The sequence below is a fragment of the Roseobacter sp. OBYS 0001 genome (assembly GCF_019654895.1).
In the GTDB taxonomy this organism is placed as follows: Bacteria; Pseudomonadota; Alphaproteobacteria; order Rhodobacterales; family Rhodobacteraceae; genus Roseobacter; species Roseobacter litoralis.
Map to the genome: position 1 here is coordinate 61533 of NZ_BPES01000016.1, position 17688 is coordinate 79220.

Sequence of the window (17688 nt, forward strand, 5' to 3'; positions counted from 1 at the left end):
CGTATGGCTGCTGTAGTCCGCTGATCCGACCTGTCGATTGTGCGAAGTCGGCCCGCGAATAGCATCCGCCGGTCCCATCATCAGACATTCAGGCGCAGAGACGCGGCGCGGCGTGACAGCTCCACAACCCGATCCGTTATTTCAGACCTGAGCGGCCCGGGACGGGGTTCATCCCGTAATGTCGTGAACCAGTGCTGTGGCGGGTTTTTACCGCGACGGTTCCCGTCAAAACGCAAAGCGCGCAGCACGGCTTCCGCCTCGTTCGGCAGGTGATCCGGAATGTCATGCCCGTTGAGCGTCGCCCAAACCCCGGTCCAAAGCCGCCCGACCGACCACGGGTTATATCCACCGCCTCCCAGCACAAGCATGCGCGGCGCGATCCCTATCAAGGCTTTGGTTATGGCCCAATGCGCATTGTTGCTCAGGCTCAGATGCGCAAGCGGGTCTTCTTCCACGCCATCCGCGCCACACAGCAGCACCACCGCATCGGGCCTGAACGCCTCAACCTGCGGAATGATCAACCTGTCGCGGATATAGGCCATTTCCGTGTCGTTCAGGCCACGCGGCACCGGCATGTTCAGGCCAGCCCCCCCTGCTGTGTCCTCCAACAACCCGGTTCTGGGCCAAAGCCGTTCTTCGTGCACCGAAATCATCAGACACTGTGGATCGCCATGAAAACCAGCCGCGACGCCGTCACAATGGTGCGCGTCAATATCCACATAGGCAATGCGCTGCACGCCATTGCGCCTGAGGCTCAGCATGGCAAGCACCGGATCGTTGAGATAGCAAAACCCGTTCGCCCGATCCGGCATCCCGTGATGCGTCCCCCCGGGCGGGTTATAGATGATGCCCCCGTCGCGCAGCAATTCGCCCGCCAGCAGGGAGCCCCCGGCCGCCGTCGCGGGCCGTCGAAAAATTTCGGGGTAAACGGGATTGGTGACCGTGCCGATGTCATGGCGCTGCGTATCCTGCGGTGTCGGTTCCTGCGTCTTCTCTACCCGCTGCAAGGCGGCAATATATTCCGCCGTGTGCCATGCCAGCAGCGCTTTGGGCTTGGCCCTTGGCGCGGTGATGAATTGTTCGGGCGGCAGCCAGCCCATCGCACGCGACAAATCCATAACCGTCGACACACGCGGCACCCGCAAAGGATGCCAGCGTCCATAGCTCGAGTGTCGAAAGATCTCGGCTCCTATCAGGCGCGGCGCAGTCATCCGTCTGAGCTAACACGCAGCACGGGCTCTGCAAGCCCGGGAAACAATACGCAACACGGAAAGCCTTGGCAGTATCCTGTCAAACATGCTGAAACAGCCGCCCTTTGATGCGATCATGACACTATATTAGACCACGATTTCGCATTTGGCCTTTATATCAAAACGACACAGCCCAGAGCGGGGTGAAAGGGTGTTTACCATTCTGAAACGTTAATAAGCGAAAACAAGCATCGATGCTGCGTCACGCCAATCTGAAATGGCAGCCACGAAAGGCGGGACCCATGCGGGATGAAATCATCCTGAAACCTATCAATCAGGCACAGCACAGCGAGGATGCGCTGGACCTTGCCATGCGGGCTGCGGACTACGCCACGCTTGAGGTAGGGCATGCCCCTGATGACGCGTATATCCTTGATTTTTTTACCGCCGTGCCACCAGACCTGGAACCGGACTGCCTCATGCATTTCGGGATCATGGAAGGTCCTGCGATGGTGGGCATAATCTGCATCGCCGAGGGATATGAATTCCCCGATGACTGGTGGATCGGGCTGTTGCTGCTTGATCCGGCGTTTCGCGGCCAAGGTGTTGGGCGTAAAGTCTTGTCAGATATCAATAAAAGAGCACTTGAACGGCGTATCGCTTTGCTCAAACTCGCGGTTTTGGCGGCAAATCCCCGCGCGCTCAAGTTCTGGCATCGCGAAGGGTTTACCCATCACCGGGATGCCCCCGCGACACCACAAAGCGATGGACATGACAGGATCGTGCTGAAATACCAGTTGTAACTGGAGGAGTATTTCATGCGACTGTCTGGAAAAACCGCCATTATTACCGGGGGCGCTTCGGGTTTTGGCGCGGGTATAGCACGTAAATTCATCGCAGAGGGCTGCCGCGTCATGATCGCCGATATCAATGGCGACGCCGCCGCCGAAATGGCCGTTGAACTGGGCGAGAACGCAGTGGCGCAACAGGTCGATGTGTCTGATGGCGCTTCGGTCGATACCATGGCCGAGGCTGCGCGCGCGGTCTGGGGTGATGTTGATATCCTGATCAACAATGCGGGCGTCACCCATTTGCCCGCCCCGATGGAAGACGTGAGCGAAAGCGATTTCGACAGGGTTTTGGCCGTCAACGTAAAGGCTGTCTATCTGACCGCGAAAGCCTTCGTGCCACATATGAAAGCGCGCGGTCATGGGGTTATCCTGAATGTGGCCTCCACCGCTGGCGTGTCGCCCCGACCAAACCTGAACTGGTACAATGCCTCTAAAGGCTGGATGATCACCGCGACCAAAACCATGGCGGTCGAACTTGCGCCCAACGGCATACGCGTCAATGCGCTGAACCCGGTTGCCGGGGAAACGCCATTGCTAAAAACATTTCTGGGCGAAGACACGCCAGAGATGCGCGCCAAATTTCTGTCCACGATCCCCTTGGGGCGTTTTTCATCACCGGAGGATATGGGCAATGCGGCCTGTTATCTGTGCTCGGACGAGGCGTCCATGATCACTGGTGTTGCAATGGAAGTCGACGGAGGTCGCTGCATATGAAGCCGATCAATCTGGCCGAGAAACTGGGACAGTTCACCTCTCATTGGGACCCGCATGTGGTCACGCAGTACAACGACAATGATGTCATGGTCGTTCGGTTTCAGGGTGAATTTCCTTTTCATCTGCATGAAGACACGGATGATTTCTTTCTGGTGTTGCAGGGTGAGATGACCATGGACCTTGAGGGCGCTTCCCATGTGGTCAAAGCGGGCGAGCTTTTCGTTGTGCCCAAAGGCGTGATGCATCGCCCCCGTGCCGAAGCAGAGTGTCACGTGCTGCTGATCGAACCCAAGGGCGAGCCAAATACCGGCGATCCTGCCACCGCTGCCGCCAAGCCGCACATCTGACATGCGGCCCGGCCCCCGCAACCTGATTACGGATGTTGCTGGCCTCAAGGTCGGCAATGCGCAGGACGACAGGTTGAAATCAGGAACGACCGTCCTGACGGCTGACGCGCCGTTTACCGCATCTGTTCATGTGATGGGAGGCGCGCCCGGCACCCGCGAAACCGACCTGCTGGCCCCGGATAAATCTGTCGCATCGGTCGATGCGCTGGTCCTTTCCGGAGGCTCCGCTTTTGGGCTTGAGGCGTGCAGCGGCGTTGTTGAGGGCTTGCGCGCGATGGGGCGCGGCTTTGTGGTGGGGTCCGCCATCGTGCCGATCGTTCCGGGTGCGATCCTTTTTGATCTGACGAATGGCGGTGCGAAAGACTGGGACACTAACCCCTACTCCGCTTTGGGCCGCCGTGCGCTAGAAACCGCAAGCGCCCTGTTTGAGATCGGAACGACCGGTGCCGGGACCGGCGCGACAACGGCCACCCTGAAAGGGGGTCTTGGCTCCGCATCCCTCGTGTTTGACAATGGCATAACAGTCGGGGCACTGGTCGCGGCGAACCCATTTGGTGCTGTTACGACACCCGGCAGTCGCCATTTCTTTGCTGCGCCTTATGAAATGGGTGACGAGTTCGCAGGGCTGGGCCCAGACCCCACCAAGGGGCACGGCCTACCATTCCAGACCAAAACGATGCATGGCACCGGCGAGGGTGCGAATACCACAATCGCGATTGTCGCGACCGATGCGGCCCTTGATAAAGCGCAATGTCAGCGCATGGCGATTGCCGCGCATGATGGGATGGCGCGCGCAGTTGTGCCCAGCCATACGCCCATGGATGGTGATCTGGTTTTCGCGGCGGCTATGGGTGCAAAGCCCTTGAAAAATCCATTGCCGGATCTGAGCCTGATCGGCCATGGCGCAGCGCTTTGTCTGGCCCGCGCGATTGCCCGCGCTGTGTACGCCGCGACGCCAAAGCCGGGTGATCTGCTACCAAGCTGGCAGGATCTGTCTGCGCCTTAAGTGCGGTTTGCGTTGAGGTTCACAACCTTGAGGTCCCGGCCCAAGACACGGGTGACCTGTTCAACAATGCCAAGCGTATCAAGGCCCGCTTCGCGATACATCTCCGTTGGCGACGCCTGATCAATGAAGCGGTCCGGCAGACACATGGTGCGCACTTTGCAGCCCAGATCCAGCAGTCCTTCGGCGGCCATGGATTGCAACACCATTGCACCAAAGCCACCCATGGCACCCTGTTCGACAGTGATGAGCGCCTTGTGGTTTTGAACAAGGTTCGCGATCAACTCCATATCCAGCGGCTTGGCAAAACGGGCATCCGCGATGGTGACATTGATCCCTTCGGCCTCAAGCATGCGGGCCGCCGCCTCGCAATCCGACAGCAGAGTGCCCAGCGACAGGATCGCAATTTCGCCATCCCCTTCGCGGATCATGCGCCCCTTACCGATTTCAAGAACACGGCCCGTTTCGGGCAGCGGCACGCCGGTCCCATTGCCGCGCGGATAGCGAAAGGCAATCGGGCCATCGTTATGTGCGCCCGCCGTGGCGACCATATGCACAAGCTCTGCTTCATCTGCGGCGGCCATCACCACCATCCCCGGCAAGGCACCAAGATACCCGATGTCGAAAGACCCCGCATGGGTTGCCCCATCAGCGCCCACAAGACCCGCCCGGTCTATGGCAAAGCGCACCGGCAGACCCTGCAGTGCCACATCATGCACGATCTGATCGTAGCCACGCTGCAAGAAGGTCGAGTAAATCGCGCAAAACGGTTTCAGCCCCGTTGCCGCCATCGCAGCGGCAAATGTCACGCCATGCTGTTCGGCAATACCGACGTCGAACACCCGGTTCGGGAACCGTTTGGCCATCCGGTCGACCCCGGTGCCCGAGGGCATCGCTGCCGTGACCGCCACGACGGAAGGGTCTTCTTCGGCAAGTGATGTGAGCGCATCCCCGAACACCGCCGTGTAAGAGGGCGCGTTTGCTTTGGCCTTGGCCTGAACGCCGGTGCCCACATTGAATTTACTAACGCCGTGATATTTGTCTGCCGACCCTTCGGCGGGCGCATAGCCCTTGCCCTTGACGGTGCAGCAGTGGATCAGAACCGGTCCGGTCGCACGTGCCTTGGCCCCGCGCAGGACACTCAGCAACTGCTCCATATCATGGCCATCAATCGGCCCGATGTAATCAAAGCCCAGCTCTTCGAAAAACGTACCGCGGCTCTCAAGCCCGGTGACCAGCTCACGGGCGCGCCGGGCGCCATCACGCACGGGTTTTGGTGCCAGCTGCTCCATGCCTTCCGCGATGGCGACAAGGCCACCAAAGGGGCCCACGCGCGACAGCTCGGACAGGCTGGATAGATAGGACGACATCGCGCCAACAGGCGGCGCGATGCTCATTTCGTTGTCATTCAGGATCACGAACATGCGTCGACCTTCGTGGCCTGCATTGTTCAGCGCCTCATAGGCCATGCCCGCGCTGATCGATCCGTCACCGATGACCGCGACCGCATCCCCTGTCGGCTGACCCATATCGCGGCTGACGGTAAACCCCAGTGCGGCGGAAATTGATGTGCTGGAATGCGCCGCCCCGAATGGGTCATACTCAGATTCCGACCGTTTGGTGAAGCCGCTGATGCCCCCGCCCTGCCGCAGGGTGGGCATCTGCTTGCGCCGACCTGTCAGGATTTTATGCGGGTAGCACTGATGCCCCACATCCCACACCAGTTTGTCGCGCGGTGTGTCGAACACCGCGTGAATCGCAACGCTGAGTTCCACAACCCCGAGGCTTGAACCAAGATGCCCACCGGTCTGACTGACCGCCTCGACAACTTCGGCGCGCAGCTCATCAGCCACAGTGCGCAGTTCGAGATCGCTCATGCTGCGTAAATCGGCAGGTCCCGCGACACGGTCTAATGTTGGGGTTTTTGTATCGGTCATAGCGCACGTCTCCTGAGTGTTCGGCGCAGGAGGCTCTTGCCAAAGCCCGTATACCGCACCGCGGAAGAAGGAAGGGGTCGCATCGAGAATAAGCCCGCTACGACCCCAGGTTCCTGTAGCCAACAGGAAGGGAACCGGGGTGTTGAGACCCCGTGCCCGGACCAAGGAAGCCAATGGTCCGTGCGAGGCTAAAAGGGGGCAACCACGCGGTCGCCCAACCTCTTATTCGTAAACTGGCGCTTCGGTGGTCGCGAGTTCGGGCCAGTCTGCAATGGCATTCATGCCTTGCATGGGTTGTTGATAGCCTTTGTGGCAGGTCTTGCAGGCCGCTTTGGGCGCATCTGCATAGACCGGTCCAAGGCGATCTTCAGGGTATTCGGTTTCGAGCGGGATCAGGTATTCCTGGTTCATCTCGATCACCATCTGACGTCCCAGCAGTGCCGTCGCCCATTGGGGCGTATGCTGTTCAGGGTCATAGAACGCGCGGCTGTTGTGACAGAACACGCAGTTCACCCCAAGGCTGTTGGAAAAATAGTTCATCAGCGAGAACGTCATCTCGGTCTTCTGGATCGACGCGACTTCGATGTCGTTGGGCACACCGGCCACACGGCTTTCCAGATCGTGCACATTCACCGCTTCGTATTCCGTCAGATAGATTTCCAACGCGTTTGACGGCAATGATGTGGACTGGCTCAGTGAGGTGGCGCGGTTTTGAACCGACGCCCAACCGGCGGTCGCTTCGGTCACGGGCGTTATGTTGAACCAGATCTCTGAGGGCACGTTTTCCCCGCGGTGGCAGGTGTAGCAGTTTACACCGACCTCGCCGTTGGCATTCACGTGACCATCCCAGTTTTCATTGATGTTCTGGGTCATCTGGATCATGCGCCGCGCCACGACCTTGGTATAAAGGTCATCCGCACCATAGGTTTCCAGATCACCTTCACCATGGCAGTAGACACAGCCCTCCTCTGGAGACACCCACTGCGTCATGGCTGTCATGACACGGTTGAAGTTATCCTCTGTCAGATCACCCAGCACCTGAACATTTTCGTAAATGTCCTTGGCCAGATCTTCGCCACCTTCGGGGATATAGGGTTCTTCGGTGTAGTAGCCTTCAATCGTGGGGTCCGGCGTAAACCGGGCCACATTGAATTCCGGTACCGACATGCCCGTACCGCGTGGGCCAGTTTGCATGCTGGCCGTCTGCGCAGGATTGCCGATGCTCACGATCGCAGCGGCACCAAAGACAGCGACCCCAAGGACACCGACCAGAATGGCCGGACCAAAGATATTGGTCGGGTTATCCGCGTTCCATTTGTCAAACCACTTGGGAAACATGATCAGTTCTCCTTACCGATAAAGGCTTCGTAGGAGCCGTAGTCTTCGTAGCCGTATGAACCGTCATACATTGGCGCGAAATGGTGCTCTTGTGCCCAGATGAACCAGTTGTCCACGACTGTGCCGGTGAGCAGGATTCCGATGCCGCCGGTGATCGGGGTCAGAACCGCGAACCACCATGCCCAACGGTGGATGCCTTCCATGGTGGCGTTAAAGCCCATGGTCCAGCGCCAGAACAATGCCGCACGTTCGGTGGCTGTACCACGGTCATAGATCTGCTCCAGCTCGCGGTCGCCGCCGTAACGGGTCACCGCCAGAATGGTGCCGCCATGCATACAGAACAGCAGGACAGAGCCATAAAGGAACACGATCGAAAGACAGTGGAACGGGTTGTAGTAAAGGTTGCCGTAGCGGATCGAAAACGCTGTCGTCCAGTCAAGGTGCGGGAAGATACCGTAAGGCACCGCCTCAGACCAGGACCCCATCAGGATCGGACGGAACAGGCCCAGCACGAGGAACAACCAGACTGCAGCCGCAAAGCCCCAGAAGATATGTTTCCCCATCTTGTGCTGCTCGGCGAGGAGATATGCGCGCAGCAGCCACGTCATGACTGACACCAGCAAAAAGAAACTGGCGATGATGTACCAGCCGCCATCGTTCAGCGGTGGCATGGTCAGCCCATATTCAGGCGAGGGCGGCTCAAGTGCCAGCCAGAACAGCTGCCGGATGAATTGCGGGATCGACCAGCCGACCTGCGCCAGCATGTTGAAGCCCACGATAACGAACCATGCCAAACCGGTGCCGAAAGCGACCATCGAGGTCCAGCCCCAGTAATAAGGCCCGATCTGCCCGTTGCCGATAAGACCGGCAAGCGAGTTGAAGAATGGCTTTCCAACCCGTTCTTCGTGCATGTTATTGCCAGCGTCGTCCATGCCCATTTCGGGTTTGCCACGGACCTGAACCTGCGTGAAGATGTTTTGATAGTCAGGATACATCATTTCACATCCCCCCTACGATAGCGATGGGTTCACCCCAGATCGGCATATCCAGCCACCAGTTCCACCATTCGGGCCAACCAGCCGTCCAGACGGGACCAGAGATGATGATACAAACGGCCGACCAAAGACCGGCATTGATGGCCAGCAGGTAACCGACGCGGTGAATGCCGAGTGTGCCGACCGAATAACCGATGAAGTCGCGAAAGAACGTGTCTTCATGATCGGGCGTCTTGGCCTCTTCGCCCTTTTCGGGGTTACAGGCTGACAGGATCAGGCCGCCATGCAGCGCAAGGGCCAGTGTCGTGGTAAAGAACAGCGTCACGGCCAGCATATGCGCCGGGTTATAATGGAAGTGCAGATAGGCGTAGCCTGTGTTGCTCACCCAATCGAGGTGGCTGAAGATCCCATAGGGGAAACCATGTCCCCAGGCACCCATCAACAACGGGCGGAAGATCACGAGCGTCATATAAGCGATGATCGCTGCGGCAAAACCGAAGGGCACGTGATAGCCCATGCCGAGCTTGCGGCAAATCTCAACCTCGCGCAGCGCCCAGCTGATGAACGCGCCTGTCGCACAGATCGTGATGATCTGCCACAACCCACCCTCAAGCAGCGGTGCCAGACCCAGACCGTAACTCAGGTCGGGGGGGGCGATATTGATAAGCCAGGGGTTGAACGTCCCTTGCTGGGAAGCGCCCCAGAAAATCAGGATTGTCCCGAGTAATGCAAAAAAGGCGGTCGTCACTCCAAAGAAGCCAACGTAAAAAGGCCCCACCCAGAAGTCGAACAGATCGCCTCCGACCAGCGTCCCTCCGCGGACGCGATATTTTCTTTCGAAGCTGAGCAACGCCATCTTCTATTCTCCGCGTGTGCGGCACGCCTGTTTCGAACCGGTGCGACAAAGGGCTGCGCGAGATGCGCAAGAGACCTCTTTGTCGACATGCATCCAAGGCGGAGGCCGTCGATAAATTAAGTTACGAGTTCGCTGCGGGCGTGTAACGCATACACAAGACCGCCCGCAGCATTGATAGTCTGAAAGCCGGTATTCCGGTGGCGCATCTTACGATGCGCCGCCAGATTACTGACCGCCTGCGGCGGCTGCCGCCTCGAACCAGTTCAGGCCGCTGCTGAGTACCACAAGGTGGATCATCGCTGCCAAAAGGAAGAGGAAAACGCCCTGTGCCACGAAAACGCGACGGGGGTCGAAGATCAGCCAGATCTTATAGAACTTTGCCATATCTTTCTCTCCTTAACCGAACCACGGACGCCAGATGTAAGTCGCCAAGTGAGCGACCACAGCAACTGCCGCGAACAGGAAAAGCCCGCTCATGTAGACAGAATGCAATTCTTGCGCCTGTTCGTCTGTAAGACCTGTGAAGGACAGGTCGGTATTATCAGCCATAAATATTCCTCCGGAACGTTATGCTGACGCCGTGCACCCCACGGCTGGGTCCTTTGGGAGTTGCCTCCCTCCGGGCTCTGAAAACCTGTTCCCAGGGTTCCAGTCTCTGGACTCGACAGGCGCACACATGTCGAGAATTCGGGTCGGATCACATGCTTGCCATGCAATCCAAACGAAAAGTTTTAGTAGGCTGAAAAGATCATCGGCGTGATGATCCGGGCCTGGCTCCACGCGCGGGCCATTGGGCCTTTGTCGGTAAAGCTGCGGGACTTGATCGCGTGCATGGCCCATGTCAGGGTCGCAAGCGGCAAGGTCGCCACGAAAATAATTGCGAAATAGACGCTGAATTCGACGCCATTCTTGCGCTTCACATGCTCGCGCGAATGCGCGGGTGCTTGCACGGTGGTGTCCATCATGTCTGATGTCATATCGCTCATGTCTGATCCTCCAAATCAGGGCCGGCTATTGCCGGGTCCAACGCGCGCACAGTGCTGAGCACCACACGTTCGTCGCCTGCGGCCAATGCCGCTTTCTCTGCTGCATCACGCAATGTTTTTGCAGCTGAAATTCGTGTCAAAATCGGATGCGTCTCGACGATCGAGTCGAGCATCGCCTGCGCGTCCGCATCCCAAGGGAAGTCGCGCCGCAGCGGTGTCAGGGTCGCATCCGTTGCATCCATCTCCGTGCCAAGCGGCAGGATGTGGAAAAGTGCGTCAAACAACCCGTTGCAAATCTCCTGCAACAGATAGGTCGCGCCTGCATAGCCCATGAAAGGCGTGCCGGTATGACGGCGGATCGCCGCGCCCGGGAAGCTCGCCGGGATAAAGGCCGGTGCCGGGCCAAAGCCCGCCTTTTGCTCGGCCATGTACATTTTCTCGTTGATCGACCCCATCACGATCAATGGCTTTTTCTGGCCAATCATCGCGCGGACTTCTTCGTTGTTGGTCTTCTTGCCAGCAATGCGGGCGACCGCAAAGGCGCAAGGGAACCCAAGGTCGTCTTCAAGAAACTGCCGAATGCCACGGGCGTAGGTCTCATTTGCCACGATGCCAAAGCTGGCGGTGGCAAAGAAATCCTGCGTAACGGAACGCCAGAGATCCCAGACCGGTTTAATGGTCGAATGCTTCTCTTGCGTGATAAAAGGTTCGGGGTCGAGGCCCACCAAATTCCCCAGTGCGCGCAGGAATTTCGTAGTGCTCTCGACCCCTATCGGGGCTTGTAGATACGGCTTGGCAAGAAGCTCGCTCAACCCGCGCCCGAACTCGCGGTACATGCAGATGTTCACATCCGCATTTACCAGATCTCTCATTTCGGCCACATGCGCGCCCAAGGGCAGCACCATGTTGACCTCGCAACCGATCCCTTCGACCAGTCGCCGTATCTCGGCCAGATCGGATGGCATGTTGAACGTGCCATACATCGGACCGAGGATATTAACGCGAGGACGCGCACCATCCCCGCGTTTTTTCTCGGGCGGCATCCGACCCTTGGTCATACCGAACTCGGTAAAGATCCAGGTCATCGCCCGATCTGCCGCTTCCCATTGATCCTCATCAATGGTGCGTGGCAAAAATCTCTGAATGTTTGTGCCTTGTGGCGTTACGCCACCGCCGATCATCTCGGCAATTGATCCGGTCACCACGACGGCGGGCAGTGCAGGATCAAGTGTCTCCCACGCGCGCTTCATGGATTCTTCCGTACCGGCACCCATTTCGCCTTCGCCCAGACCGGTTACCACGATGGGCAACTCATGGGGTGGCAAGGCATCGGTGTAATGCAAGACGGATGTGACGGGCAGGTTTTCGCAGCCCACAGGACCGTCGATAACAACCTGTAATCCTTTGACAGCGCAAAAGGCGTAAACCGCGCCCCAATAGCCGCCCGCGCGATCATGATCTGTGACTAGCATGAGCCACCTCCGATCAACGGGGTGCGCACGCGGGTTTTTATCAAAACCCGCTGCCGCGCACTCTGCGCAAAATATGAATTTTGCGCAGTCACTAAATCATCTCCTGCGCTTTGGCGGCACGCGCAAGCTTGTCGATTTTCTTCTGGTGTTGCGCGCGGAAGTCGGGGCGCAGGTTTGGCGCGCCCTCCCAGACACCGGCGGTATCGCCCGCGCCCACACCTTCAAAGAATTCCTTCATATGCGCCATGCGCTCTTTGTTGCTCATGGCCGCATTTATGACCGTCGCGAGCGATCCCGCACCGGCAACACCCATCAGGGGCCGCGCCGAAATCAGATTGGTAAAGTAAAGTCCGGGGATGCCGAGCTGTTTGGCTTTTTGCACAACAGGCGTTGTCCCGATGGCAAGGTCTGGCTGGATCGCCTCCATGGCCGCGCAATCATCTTCGAGTGATGCGCGGTACTTCACCTTGACGCCCTTGGCTTCCAGCCATGCCGCGTCATCCGCAGACCAGGGTGAATTGGCGCATGCGGTGCCGACGTAGGGTACATTCGCCCCGCTTTCGATCAGCAAACGCGCGACCAGCAGTTCGGAACCTTCATAGCCCGACAGCGTGATCGTCCCGTTGATCGGCGTTGCGGCAAGCGCGCCCTTGATCGCAGGCAGCACAGCGTTCTGCGCCGCAGCAATATCCTCGGCAGACACGCCATGTGTCTCGCCAATGGCCTTGAGCCACGCCGCCGTCCCGTCATAACCAACCGGGGCAGAGCCCACGACGGGCCGCCCGGCGGCTTTGAATTCACGGACCGTATCCACGTAGAATGGATGTATCGCGGCCACCACAGCGCAATCGAGTGCTGCATAAAGCTCGCGCCACTCCCGACAAGGAAGCACCGGTCCTGCTGCAAGCCCCATTGGTGCCAGCATCTGCCCGATCATCATCGGATCAGCGGGGAACATCTCCCCCAGCATGGCAACGGTTGGACGTGCAGATTTCCCACCCACGGGTGCCGCCACCGGCCCCGCTGTCGCTTCAGCGCGGGCATAGTTCAGCATTGCACCGGCCAGAACATCTTTGGCCTCTGCATGTGTGGGAACTCCAAATCCGGGCACGTCGATTCCGACGATCCGGACACCATTGATTTCTTTGGGCAACAAACGCAGCGGCACACCGCTGGCTGTCGGCACACAAAGGTTGGTTACAACAATCGCATCATAGCGATCAGGATCGGCAAGCTCGTGGACACTATCACGAATGTCCTCAAAGAGCTTTCCGGTCACAAGGCTTTCCGAGTTGAACGGCACATACCCGACCGAGCGGCGCGCGCCGTAAAAATGGGACACAAACGTCAGGCCGTAGACACAGCAGGCCGAGCCGCTGAGCACCGTGGCCACGCGTTTCATCCGCAGGCCAACGCGCAAACTGCCAAAGGCGGGGCACATGGATTGTGGTTTGTCATGCGGACCAACAGGGTAATCCGCCTTGAACTTGTCCAACAATTCGGACTGGCCGGCATTGCGCGCAGCCTCCGCCATGTCGCCACCGGAATGACAGCCCATCGCATCGGCAGGTGCGTCGCTTGCCACACGGGACACATCACCATGCGGGTGACCTTTGATCACCTCCACGTCGGCGGCATCGTCATATGTGACTTCGTTTTTCACTTGCCGGTTTCCTCTAGCTTAATGCCCATCTGCGAAACGCTGCTTAGCAATTCGCGGGTCTGTTCGATGGCTTCCTGCGCGACCTCATGCATGCAAAGGGACTTGACCCCGCGCAAATGTCCGCGATCAATTGCGCGCTGCGATTTTGCAAAGCGCTCACGCATCGTCATAGACAACCTCCAGCGAAGGCTTGGGTTCAGCGTTCTTGCCGCGCATGTCCACATCCGTGGCCGGGACAAGAACATAGTCGCCCCCCGTTTCAGAGGCGTCGAAAAGATCCAGCAATCCGTCCTGATCCAGCGGCGTTGGCCGAACCGGAGGGGCGACGGCAACATTATCACCCAAGGCTGCGAACATATCGCCCCACTGGGATTTGCTGGTGCCGACGATCTGGTAGTTTGCAGATTTCTTGCGCAGGTCATCGTCCTGCGGGATGGATGCGAGAACCGGAATGTCGACCGCTTTGGCAAAGGCCGCCGCTTCGCCGGAGCCGTCATCCTTGTTGATGACCAGTCCTGCAACACCGACGTTGCCGCCCATCTTGCGGAAGTACTCAACGGCGGAACAGACGTTGTTCGCCACATAAAGAGACTGCAAATCGTTCGAGGCAACCAGGATCACCTTTTGCGCCATGTCGCGGGCAATGGGCAGACCAAAGCCGCCGCAGACCACGTCGCCGAGGAAGTCGAGCAGGACGTAGTCGAAATCCCAGTCATGAAAGCCGAGCTTTTCCAGCAGCTCAAACCCGTGGATGATCCCACGACCACCGCAGCCGCGACCCACTTCGGGGCCACCAAGTTCCATCGCGAACACACCGCCGCGCTTGAAGCAGACATCACCGATCTTGACCTCTTCGCCTGCAAGTTTCTTGCGCGTCGAGGTTTCGATGATCGTCGGGCAGGCCTTGCCCCCAAAGAGCAACGAGGTCGTATCAGATTTCGGATCGCAGCCGATCAACAGGACGCGCTTGCCTTGCTCGGCCATCATGTGGCTGAGGTTTGCGAGCGTAAAGGATTTGCCGATACCACCCTTGCCGTAGATCGCGATGATCTGCGTCTTGGATGTGGGCTCGCCTTGCGGGACTTCCAGCGTAGGCTCAGCCTGCGCTTCGTCACGCAAACGTTTGTCGAAGTCCTTCAGATTTGGAACCTCATCTTTCATGCCACGTCCTTCCAGTTCAATATCATCTTGAGACAGTCCGGGTCCGTGAACGCCTGAGCGTAGGCCGCCCGTGCATTCAGGTGGCTGGCCTGATGTGTAATAAGATTATCGAGGCTGAGTGATCCGCCCTCGACAAGTGCGCGCGTCGCTGCAAGATCGTCATGTGTCCACTCAGCCGCCACACGAAACCGCGCCTCTTTCATAAAGGCAGGCGGAAAGGCAAAGCTGATCGCCGTTGTGTAAAACCCCGCCAGCACGATTTCACCGCCCTTGGCCAGACGCCCCACCAGATCGTTGAGCACCTCAACCGAACCGGAAGCATCATAGACCGAAGCATAGTCCCGGCGCGGATCGTCCTCGGGCGCGATCACCTGATAGCCTTGCGCGCCCTTGCGACGGCTTTCGTCAATTTCCCAGACCATCGGCGCAGGCGCACCGGCGGCAATCGTCAGACGCGCCAGCAAACGGCCCAGCACACCGTGACCCACGATCAGGTCGGGGACGGATTTATTCAGACCCGCCATGGAATGGCGCGCCGTTGCGGCCAGCGCCAGAAGCGCGCCGCTTGCACCGTGCCCCGCATCAATACGGGTCACACGATCCGACGCGGTAACGACACGCGACGCCGCCCCACCGAACAGACCAAAGGCACCATCATAGCAATTCGCACCGGGGACAAACACACGTTCGCCAACCTTGAACCCTGTGGCCTTGTCGGCCTCAACCACTTCGCCCACCGCTTCATAGCCGGGCACAAGCGGATAACCCATGCCGGGGAATGGGGGCATCTCGCCGGACCAGAAAAGCTTTTCGGTGCCTGTTGAAATACCGGAGTGTTCAATCTCGACCACAAGATCCCCGTCACCCGGCGCATGTAGCTGCAGGGTGTCAACATCGAGGTCTTTGGGACCTTTCAGAAGAACGGCTGTGGTGTCCACGGGTTTGGCTCCTTCCGGCTGAGTCTTGGGGCAACTACTGTCCAGCAAGACTCACAGATTCTGGCTTCGTTACATGTCAGTTTAAACTTACACGTCAGTGTGTCAACTATAATTGACACATTTTGCGTCATTGATTTGGCTTGCGTGCCGAGATCACCCGCGTCACGTAATTACGCGCCGGGCGGGGGCAGCGGATGTCGGTAAAACCAGCCGCCTGACACAGCGCTGTGATCTCTTCGGCTGACCGTGTGCGCCCTGTCTGCATCGCCATTGTGTAAAAGGCGAAATACACATCCCCCGCCCGATCCGGCTGCGCGCCACCGCCCATGGGTTCCGAGATAATCAGCCGCCCGCCATCCGGCAGCGCGTCAAAGATATCCTCCAGCAGCGTCGCCACTGTGTCATCGGCGTGATCATACAGAACCCGGATCAGGGAAATCGCATCTGCCCCATCCGGCAAGAGGTCATCGCGGAACGAACCGGGGTGCAGGGTGACACGGTCCATCATGCCCGCCTGCTCGAACCGCGCCGTGGCGCCGGGTGTGACCTGCGGCAAATCAAAGAGGGACATTTTCATTCGGGGATAAGCATCCCCCACCGCATTCAGAAACGCGCCTGTGCCCCCACCGATGTCCAGCAGATGCTGCACGCCTTTCAGCGACACCGTGCGCAACGTATCCTGCGCCACCAAAAGCTGGCTCTGCGCCATCAGATCGGAATAGGCCTCGGCCACCTGCGGGTCGATCTCACCACGCGCGCCGAAGACGTAGGGCCAGAATTCGGACAGCTCCGTGCGCTCCGGTCCGCGCAGCAGATCAACGGGATCTTTCAGGTCTGCGTAAAAGGCCCGGTGATGACGAATCATCGCCTCCAACCCCGGCACCCCCATCAGAGCCGCGCCCTTGCGCGCCAAACTATATTGCCCGTTCCGCGTCCGCTTGAGCAATTTCAACGCGGCTGCGGCCTGCAACAAGACCTGCATACGTTCGGGCGGGATCGCCGTTGCGCGCCCCAGCATCTCCGCCGATTGCGGACCACCGCGCAGACGACGCAACAGGTCAAGCTCCACCACGGCCATCAAGACCTGGCTTTGCACAAACCCCTGCACCACATCGAAAAGTATCGCACCATCGCGGCGCGCCTGTCCGCGTGTCAGCGGAAACCAACTCGCCCAACTTTGAAAACCGGGGCTGGCAACCAGACGGTTCAGCCAACCGCCGCGCCACTCCGGCATGTCCTGCGCATGGTCCGGCCTTGCTATGTCAGACATTACTGCGCGAGGCCGCAACATTCGGGGCCACAGGCGTCAGACGCTCTGCATATCTGCGCACCATATCGGCCAGTTGCGCTTCGCCCCGGCAGGATGGGATAGAGGCAATAGCCCCGCCGAGAATATCCTTGAGCCGCGAAATCGCCCCCTGCACACCCAAGAGCGTCACCGCATTGGGCCGCCCATGCAGATCATCCTGACCGGCAGGCTTGCCCAGTGTTTCGGCGTCATAAAGAGCGTCGCGCAAATCATCTGCAACCTGAAAGGCCTCACCGATCCGCGCACCCAGTTCAAACCATGGCTCAGCGTCCTGACCGGCAGCCACCGCCCCCATCTGCGTCGCCGCAATGAACAGTGCCCCGGTCTTGGCCTGATGATAGGCGGACAGATCAATCTCCGCCTCGCTCTCCCAGCCTTGCCCGGCGCAGATGCCGCCCGGCATGCCAGTGCGTTGTGAAAGAATGAGAATCATTTGCGCTACACGGTCAGGCGCAAGGCCGGACTCGCGCGCCAGAATTTCGAAAGCCAGCACGATCAGACTATCACCCGCCAGCACCGCCAGCGGCTCAGAATAGGCTTTGTGCACCGAGGGCTTGCCGCGGCGCATATCCGCGTCGTCAAAACAAGGCAGGTCATCATGCACAAGGCTGGCACAATGGATCAGTTCCAGCGCAGCAGCAGCCGCATCCGTCAGCTTGGGTTGATCATCGCCACAGGCCATCGCAACGGACGTAAGAATCGTCGGTCGGATGCGCGCGCCCCCCGGCGCAGTCGCATATCCAAGCGCGGATGACAGCCTGACAGGCACAGCCCCCCGCCCCTGCCCAACGGCGACAGCTTGCGCAATGGCGGCTTCAATTCGCGAATTCATGCCCATGTGGAGATCCTTTCGAGCGCAAGTGTCAGTTTTTTCCGACACTAAAGTGTAAATCATACTGGACACTTTCGTCATTCGAGTCAACAATCC

At 58.9% G+C, this 17688-nt stretch carries 19 protein-coding genes; 4 read left to right on the plus strand and 15 right to left on the minus strand.

Features of this window, described 5'->3' with window-relative positions:
* Positions 1-80 precede the first annotated feature (80 nt).
* Positions 81-1211, minus strand: coding sequence for an acetoin utilization protein AcuC (locus K5Q35_RS20425; protein WP_220801167.1), 1131 nt, complete (start codon positions 1209-1211; stop codon positions 81-83).
* A gap of 281 nt (positions 1212-1492) precedes the next feature.
* On the opposite strand from K5Q35_RS20425, the gene K5Q35_RS20430 reads away from it, so the two are divergent.
* Genes K5Q35_RS20430 through K5Q35_RS20445 form a run of 4 tightly spaced genes read left to right on the plus strand, consistent with a single transcriptional unit; the run spans position 1493 to position 4108 of the window.
* Entirely contained in the window at positions 1493-1993 is a 501-nt protein-coding gene (locus K5Q35_RS20430; protein WP_220801168.1) for an N-acetyltransferase, read from the plus strand.
* Positions 1994-2008: 15 nt separating this feature from the next.
* Positions 2009-2755 carry an SDR family oxidoreductase gene (locus K5Q35_RS20435; protein WP_220801169.1) on the plus strand — a complete coding sequence of 249 codons (747 nt, stop codon included), beginning with the start codon at positions 2009-2011 and terminating at the stop codon, positions 2753-2755.
* On the plus strand, positions 2752-3102 hold the full coding sequence (locus K5Q35_RS20440; RefSeq protein WP_013984581.1) for a cupin domain-containing protein: 351 nt from the start codon (positions 2752-2754) through the stop codon (positions 3100-3102). The genes K5Q35_RS20435 and K5Q35_RS20440 overlap by 4 nt, the downstream gene beginning before the upstream one ends.
* A gap of 1 nt (position 3103) precedes the next feature.
* Positions 3104-4108 (plus strand): P1 family peptidase, encoded by a 1005-nt coding sequence (locus tag K5Q35_RS20445; protein WP_220801170.1) that lies wholly within the window; start codon positions 3104-3106, stop codon positions 4106-4108.
* Here K5Q35_RS20445 and dxs read toward each other — a convergent pair.
* From dxs to K5Q35_RS20515, 14 genes are all read right to left on the minus strand, one after another.
* On the minus strand, positions 4105-6042 hold the full coding sequence (gene dxs, locus K5Q35_RS20450; RefSeq protein ID WP_220801171.1) for a 1-deoxy-D-xylulose-5-phosphate synthase: 1938 nt from the start codon (positions 6040-6042) through the stop codon (positions 4105-4107). The two genes, K5Q35_RS20445 and dxs, sit on opposite strands and share 4 nt — an antisense overlap.
* 222 nt (positions 6043-6264) lie before the next feature.
* The gene (gene pufC / locus K5Q35_RS20455) at positions 6265-7380 is read right to left on the minus strand and encodes a photosynthetic reaction center cytochrome PufC (protein WP_013984578.1); all 1116 of its coding nucleotides are present in this window, start codon (positions 7378-7380) and stop codon (positions 6265-6267) included.
* Positions 7381-7382: 2 nt separating this feature from the next.
* Complete coding sequence (gene pufM, locus K5Q35_RS20460; protein WP_013984577.1) at positions 7383-8378, minus strand: photosynthetic reaction center subunit M; 996 nt, start codon at positions 8376-8378, stop codon at positions 7383-7385.
* Position 8379: 1 nt separating this feature from the next.
* Positions 8380-9231: a photosynthetic reaction center subunit L gene (pufL, locus tag K5Q35_RS20465; protein WP_013984576.1), complete on the minus strand. Its 852-nt coding sequence runs from the start codon at positions 9229-9231 to the stop codon at positions 8380-8382.
* A gap of 225 nt (positions 9232-9456) precedes the next feature.
* Positions 9457-9615 (minus strand): light-harvesting antenna LH1, alpha subunit, encoded by a 159-nt coding sequence (gene pufA / locus K5Q35_RS20470; RefSeq protein ID WP_013984575.1) that lies wholly within the window; start codon positions 9613-9615, stop codon positions 9457-9459.
* 12 nt (positions 9616-9627) lie between these two features.
* Positions 9628-9780 carry a light-harvesting antenna LH1, beta subunit gene (pufB, locus tag K5Q35_RS20475; RefSeq protein ID WP_011566464.1) on the minus strand — a complete coding sequence of 51 codons (153 nt, stop codon included), beginning with the start codon at positions 9778-9780 and terminating at the stop codon, positions 9628-9630.
* A 182-nt stretch (positions 9781-9962) separates the two neighbouring features.
* On the minus strand, positions 9963-10217 hold the full coding sequence (gene pufQ / locus K5Q35_RS20480) for a cytochrome PufQ (protein ID WP_013984574.1): 255 nt from the start codon (positions 10215-10217) through the stop codon (positions 9963-9965).
* Positions 10214-11689: a chlorophyllide a reductase subunit Z gene (gene bchZ, locus K5Q35_RS20485; RefSeq protein WP_220801172.1), complete on the minus strand. Its 1476-nt coding sequence runs from the start codon at positions 11687-11689 to the stop codon at positions 10214-10216. The genes pufQ and bchZ overlap by 4 nt, the downstream gene beginning before the upstream one ends.
* 91 nt (positions 11690-11780) lie before the next feature.
* The gene (gene bchY, locus K5Q35_RS20490) at positions 11781-13352 is read right to left on the minus strand and encodes a chlorophyllide a reductase subunit Y (protein WP_013984572.1); all 1572 of its coding nucleotides are present in this window, start codon (positions 13350-13352) and stop codon (positions 11781-11783) included.
* Entirely contained in the window at positions 13349-13522 is a 174-nt protein-coding gene (locus K5Q35_RS20495; protein ID WP_158308178.1) for a hypothetical protein, read from the minus strand. The genes bchY and K5Q35_RS20495 overlap by 4 nt, the downstream gene beginning before the upstream one ends.
* The gene (locus tag K5Q35_RS20500) at positions 13509-14513 is read right to left on the minus strand and encodes a chlorophyllide a reductase iron protein subunit X (protein ID WP_044025787.1); all 1005 of its coding nucleotides are present in this window, start codon (positions 14511-14513) and stop codon (positions 13509-13511) included. The genes K5Q35_RS20495 and K5Q35_RS20500 overlap by 14 nt, the downstream gene beginning before the upstream one ends.
* Positions 14510-15451: a chlorophyll synthesis pathway protein BchC gene (gene bchC / locus K5Q35_RS20505; RefSeq protein ID WP_220801173.1), complete on the minus strand. Its 942-nt coding sequence runs from the start codon at positions 15449-15451 to the stop codon at positions 14510-14512. The genes K5Q35_RS20500 and bchC overlap by 4 nt, the downstream gene beginning before the upstream one ends.
* 127 nt (positions 15452-15578) lie before the next feature.
* A complete protein-coding gene (locus K5Q35_RS20510; protein WP_220801184.1) occupies positions 15579-16685 on the minus strand; it encodes a methyltransferase in 1107 nt (368 codons plus the stop codon).
* Positions 16686-16713: 28 nt separating this feature from the next.
* Positions 16714-17598 (minus strand): polyprenyl synthetase family protein, encoded by an 885-nt coding sequence (locus tag K5Q35_RS20515; protein ID WP_044025786.1) that lies wholly within the window; start codon positions 17596-17598, stop codon positions 16714-16716.
* Positions 17599-17688: the final 90 nt, after the last annotated feature.

Bases quoted from the DNA above. Each gene is read 5' to 3' on its own strand.
- K5Q35_RS20425 (WP_220801167.1), bottom strand. From the start codon at position 1,211: ATGACTGCGCCGCGCCTGATAGGAGCCGAGATCTTTCGACACTCGAGC.
- K5Q35_RS20430 (WP_220801168.1), top strand. From the start codon at position 1,493: ATGCGGGATGAAATCATCCTGAAACCTATCAATCAGGCACAGCACAGC.
- K5Q35_RS20435 (WP_220801169.1), top strand. From the start codon at position 2,009: ATGCGACTGTCTGGAAAAACCGCCATTATTACCGGGGGCGCTTCGGGT.
- K5Q35_RS20440 (WP_013984581.1), top strand. From the start codon at position 2,752: ATGAAGCCGATCAATCTGGCCGAGAAACTGGGACAGTTCACCTCTCAT.
- K5Q35_RS20445 (WP_220801170.1), top strand. From the start codon at position 3,104: ATGCGGCCCGGCCCCCGCAACCTGATTACGGATGTTGCTGGCCTCAAG.
- dxs (WP_220801171.1), bottom strand. From the start codon at position 6,042: ATGACCGATACAAAAACCCCAACATTAGACCGTGTCGCGGGACCTGCC.
- pufC (WP_013984578.1), bottom strand. From the start codon at position 7,380: ATGTTTCCCAAGTGGTTTGACAAATGGAACGCGGATAACCCGACCAAT.
- pufM (WP_013984577.1), bottom strand. From the start codon at position 8,378: ATGATGTATCCTGACTATCAAAACATCTTCACGCAGGTTCAGGTCCGT.
- pufL (WP_013984576.1), bottom strand. From the start codon at position 9,231: ATGGCGTTGCTCAGCTTCGAAAGAAAATATCGCGTCCGCGGAGGGACG.
- pufA (WP_013984575.1), bottom strand. From the start codon at position 9,615: ATGGCAAAGTTCTATAAGATCTGGCTGATCTTCGACCCCCGTCGCGTT.
- pufB (WP_011566464.1), bottom strand. From the start codon at position 9,780: ATGGCTGATAATACCGACCTGTCCTTCACAGGTCTTACAGACGAACAG.
- pufQ (WP_013984574.1), bottom strand. From the start codon at position 10,217: ATGAGCGATATGACATCAGACATGATGGACACCACCGTGCAAGCACCC.
- bchZ (WP_220801172.1), bottom strand. From the start codon at position 11,689: ATGCTAGTCACAGATCATGATCGCGCGGGCGGCTATTGGGGCGCGGTT.
- K5Q35_RS20495 (WP_158308178.1), bottom strand. From the start codon at position 13,522: ATGACGATGCGTGAGCGCTTTGCAAAATCGCAGCGCGCAATTGATCGC.
- K5Q35_RS20500 (WP_044025787.1), bottom strand. From the start codon at position 14,513: ATGAAAGATGAGGTTCCAAATCTGAAGGACTTCGACAAACGTTTGCGT.
- K5Q35_RS20510 (WP_220801184.1), bottom strand. From the start codon at position 16,685: ATGCCGGAGTGGCGCGGCGGTTGGCTGAACCGTCTGGTTGCCAGCCCC.
- K5Q35_RS20515 (WP_044025786.1), bottom strand. From the start codon at position 17,598: ATGGGCATGAATTCGCGAATTGAAGCCGCCATTGCGCAAGCTGTCGCC.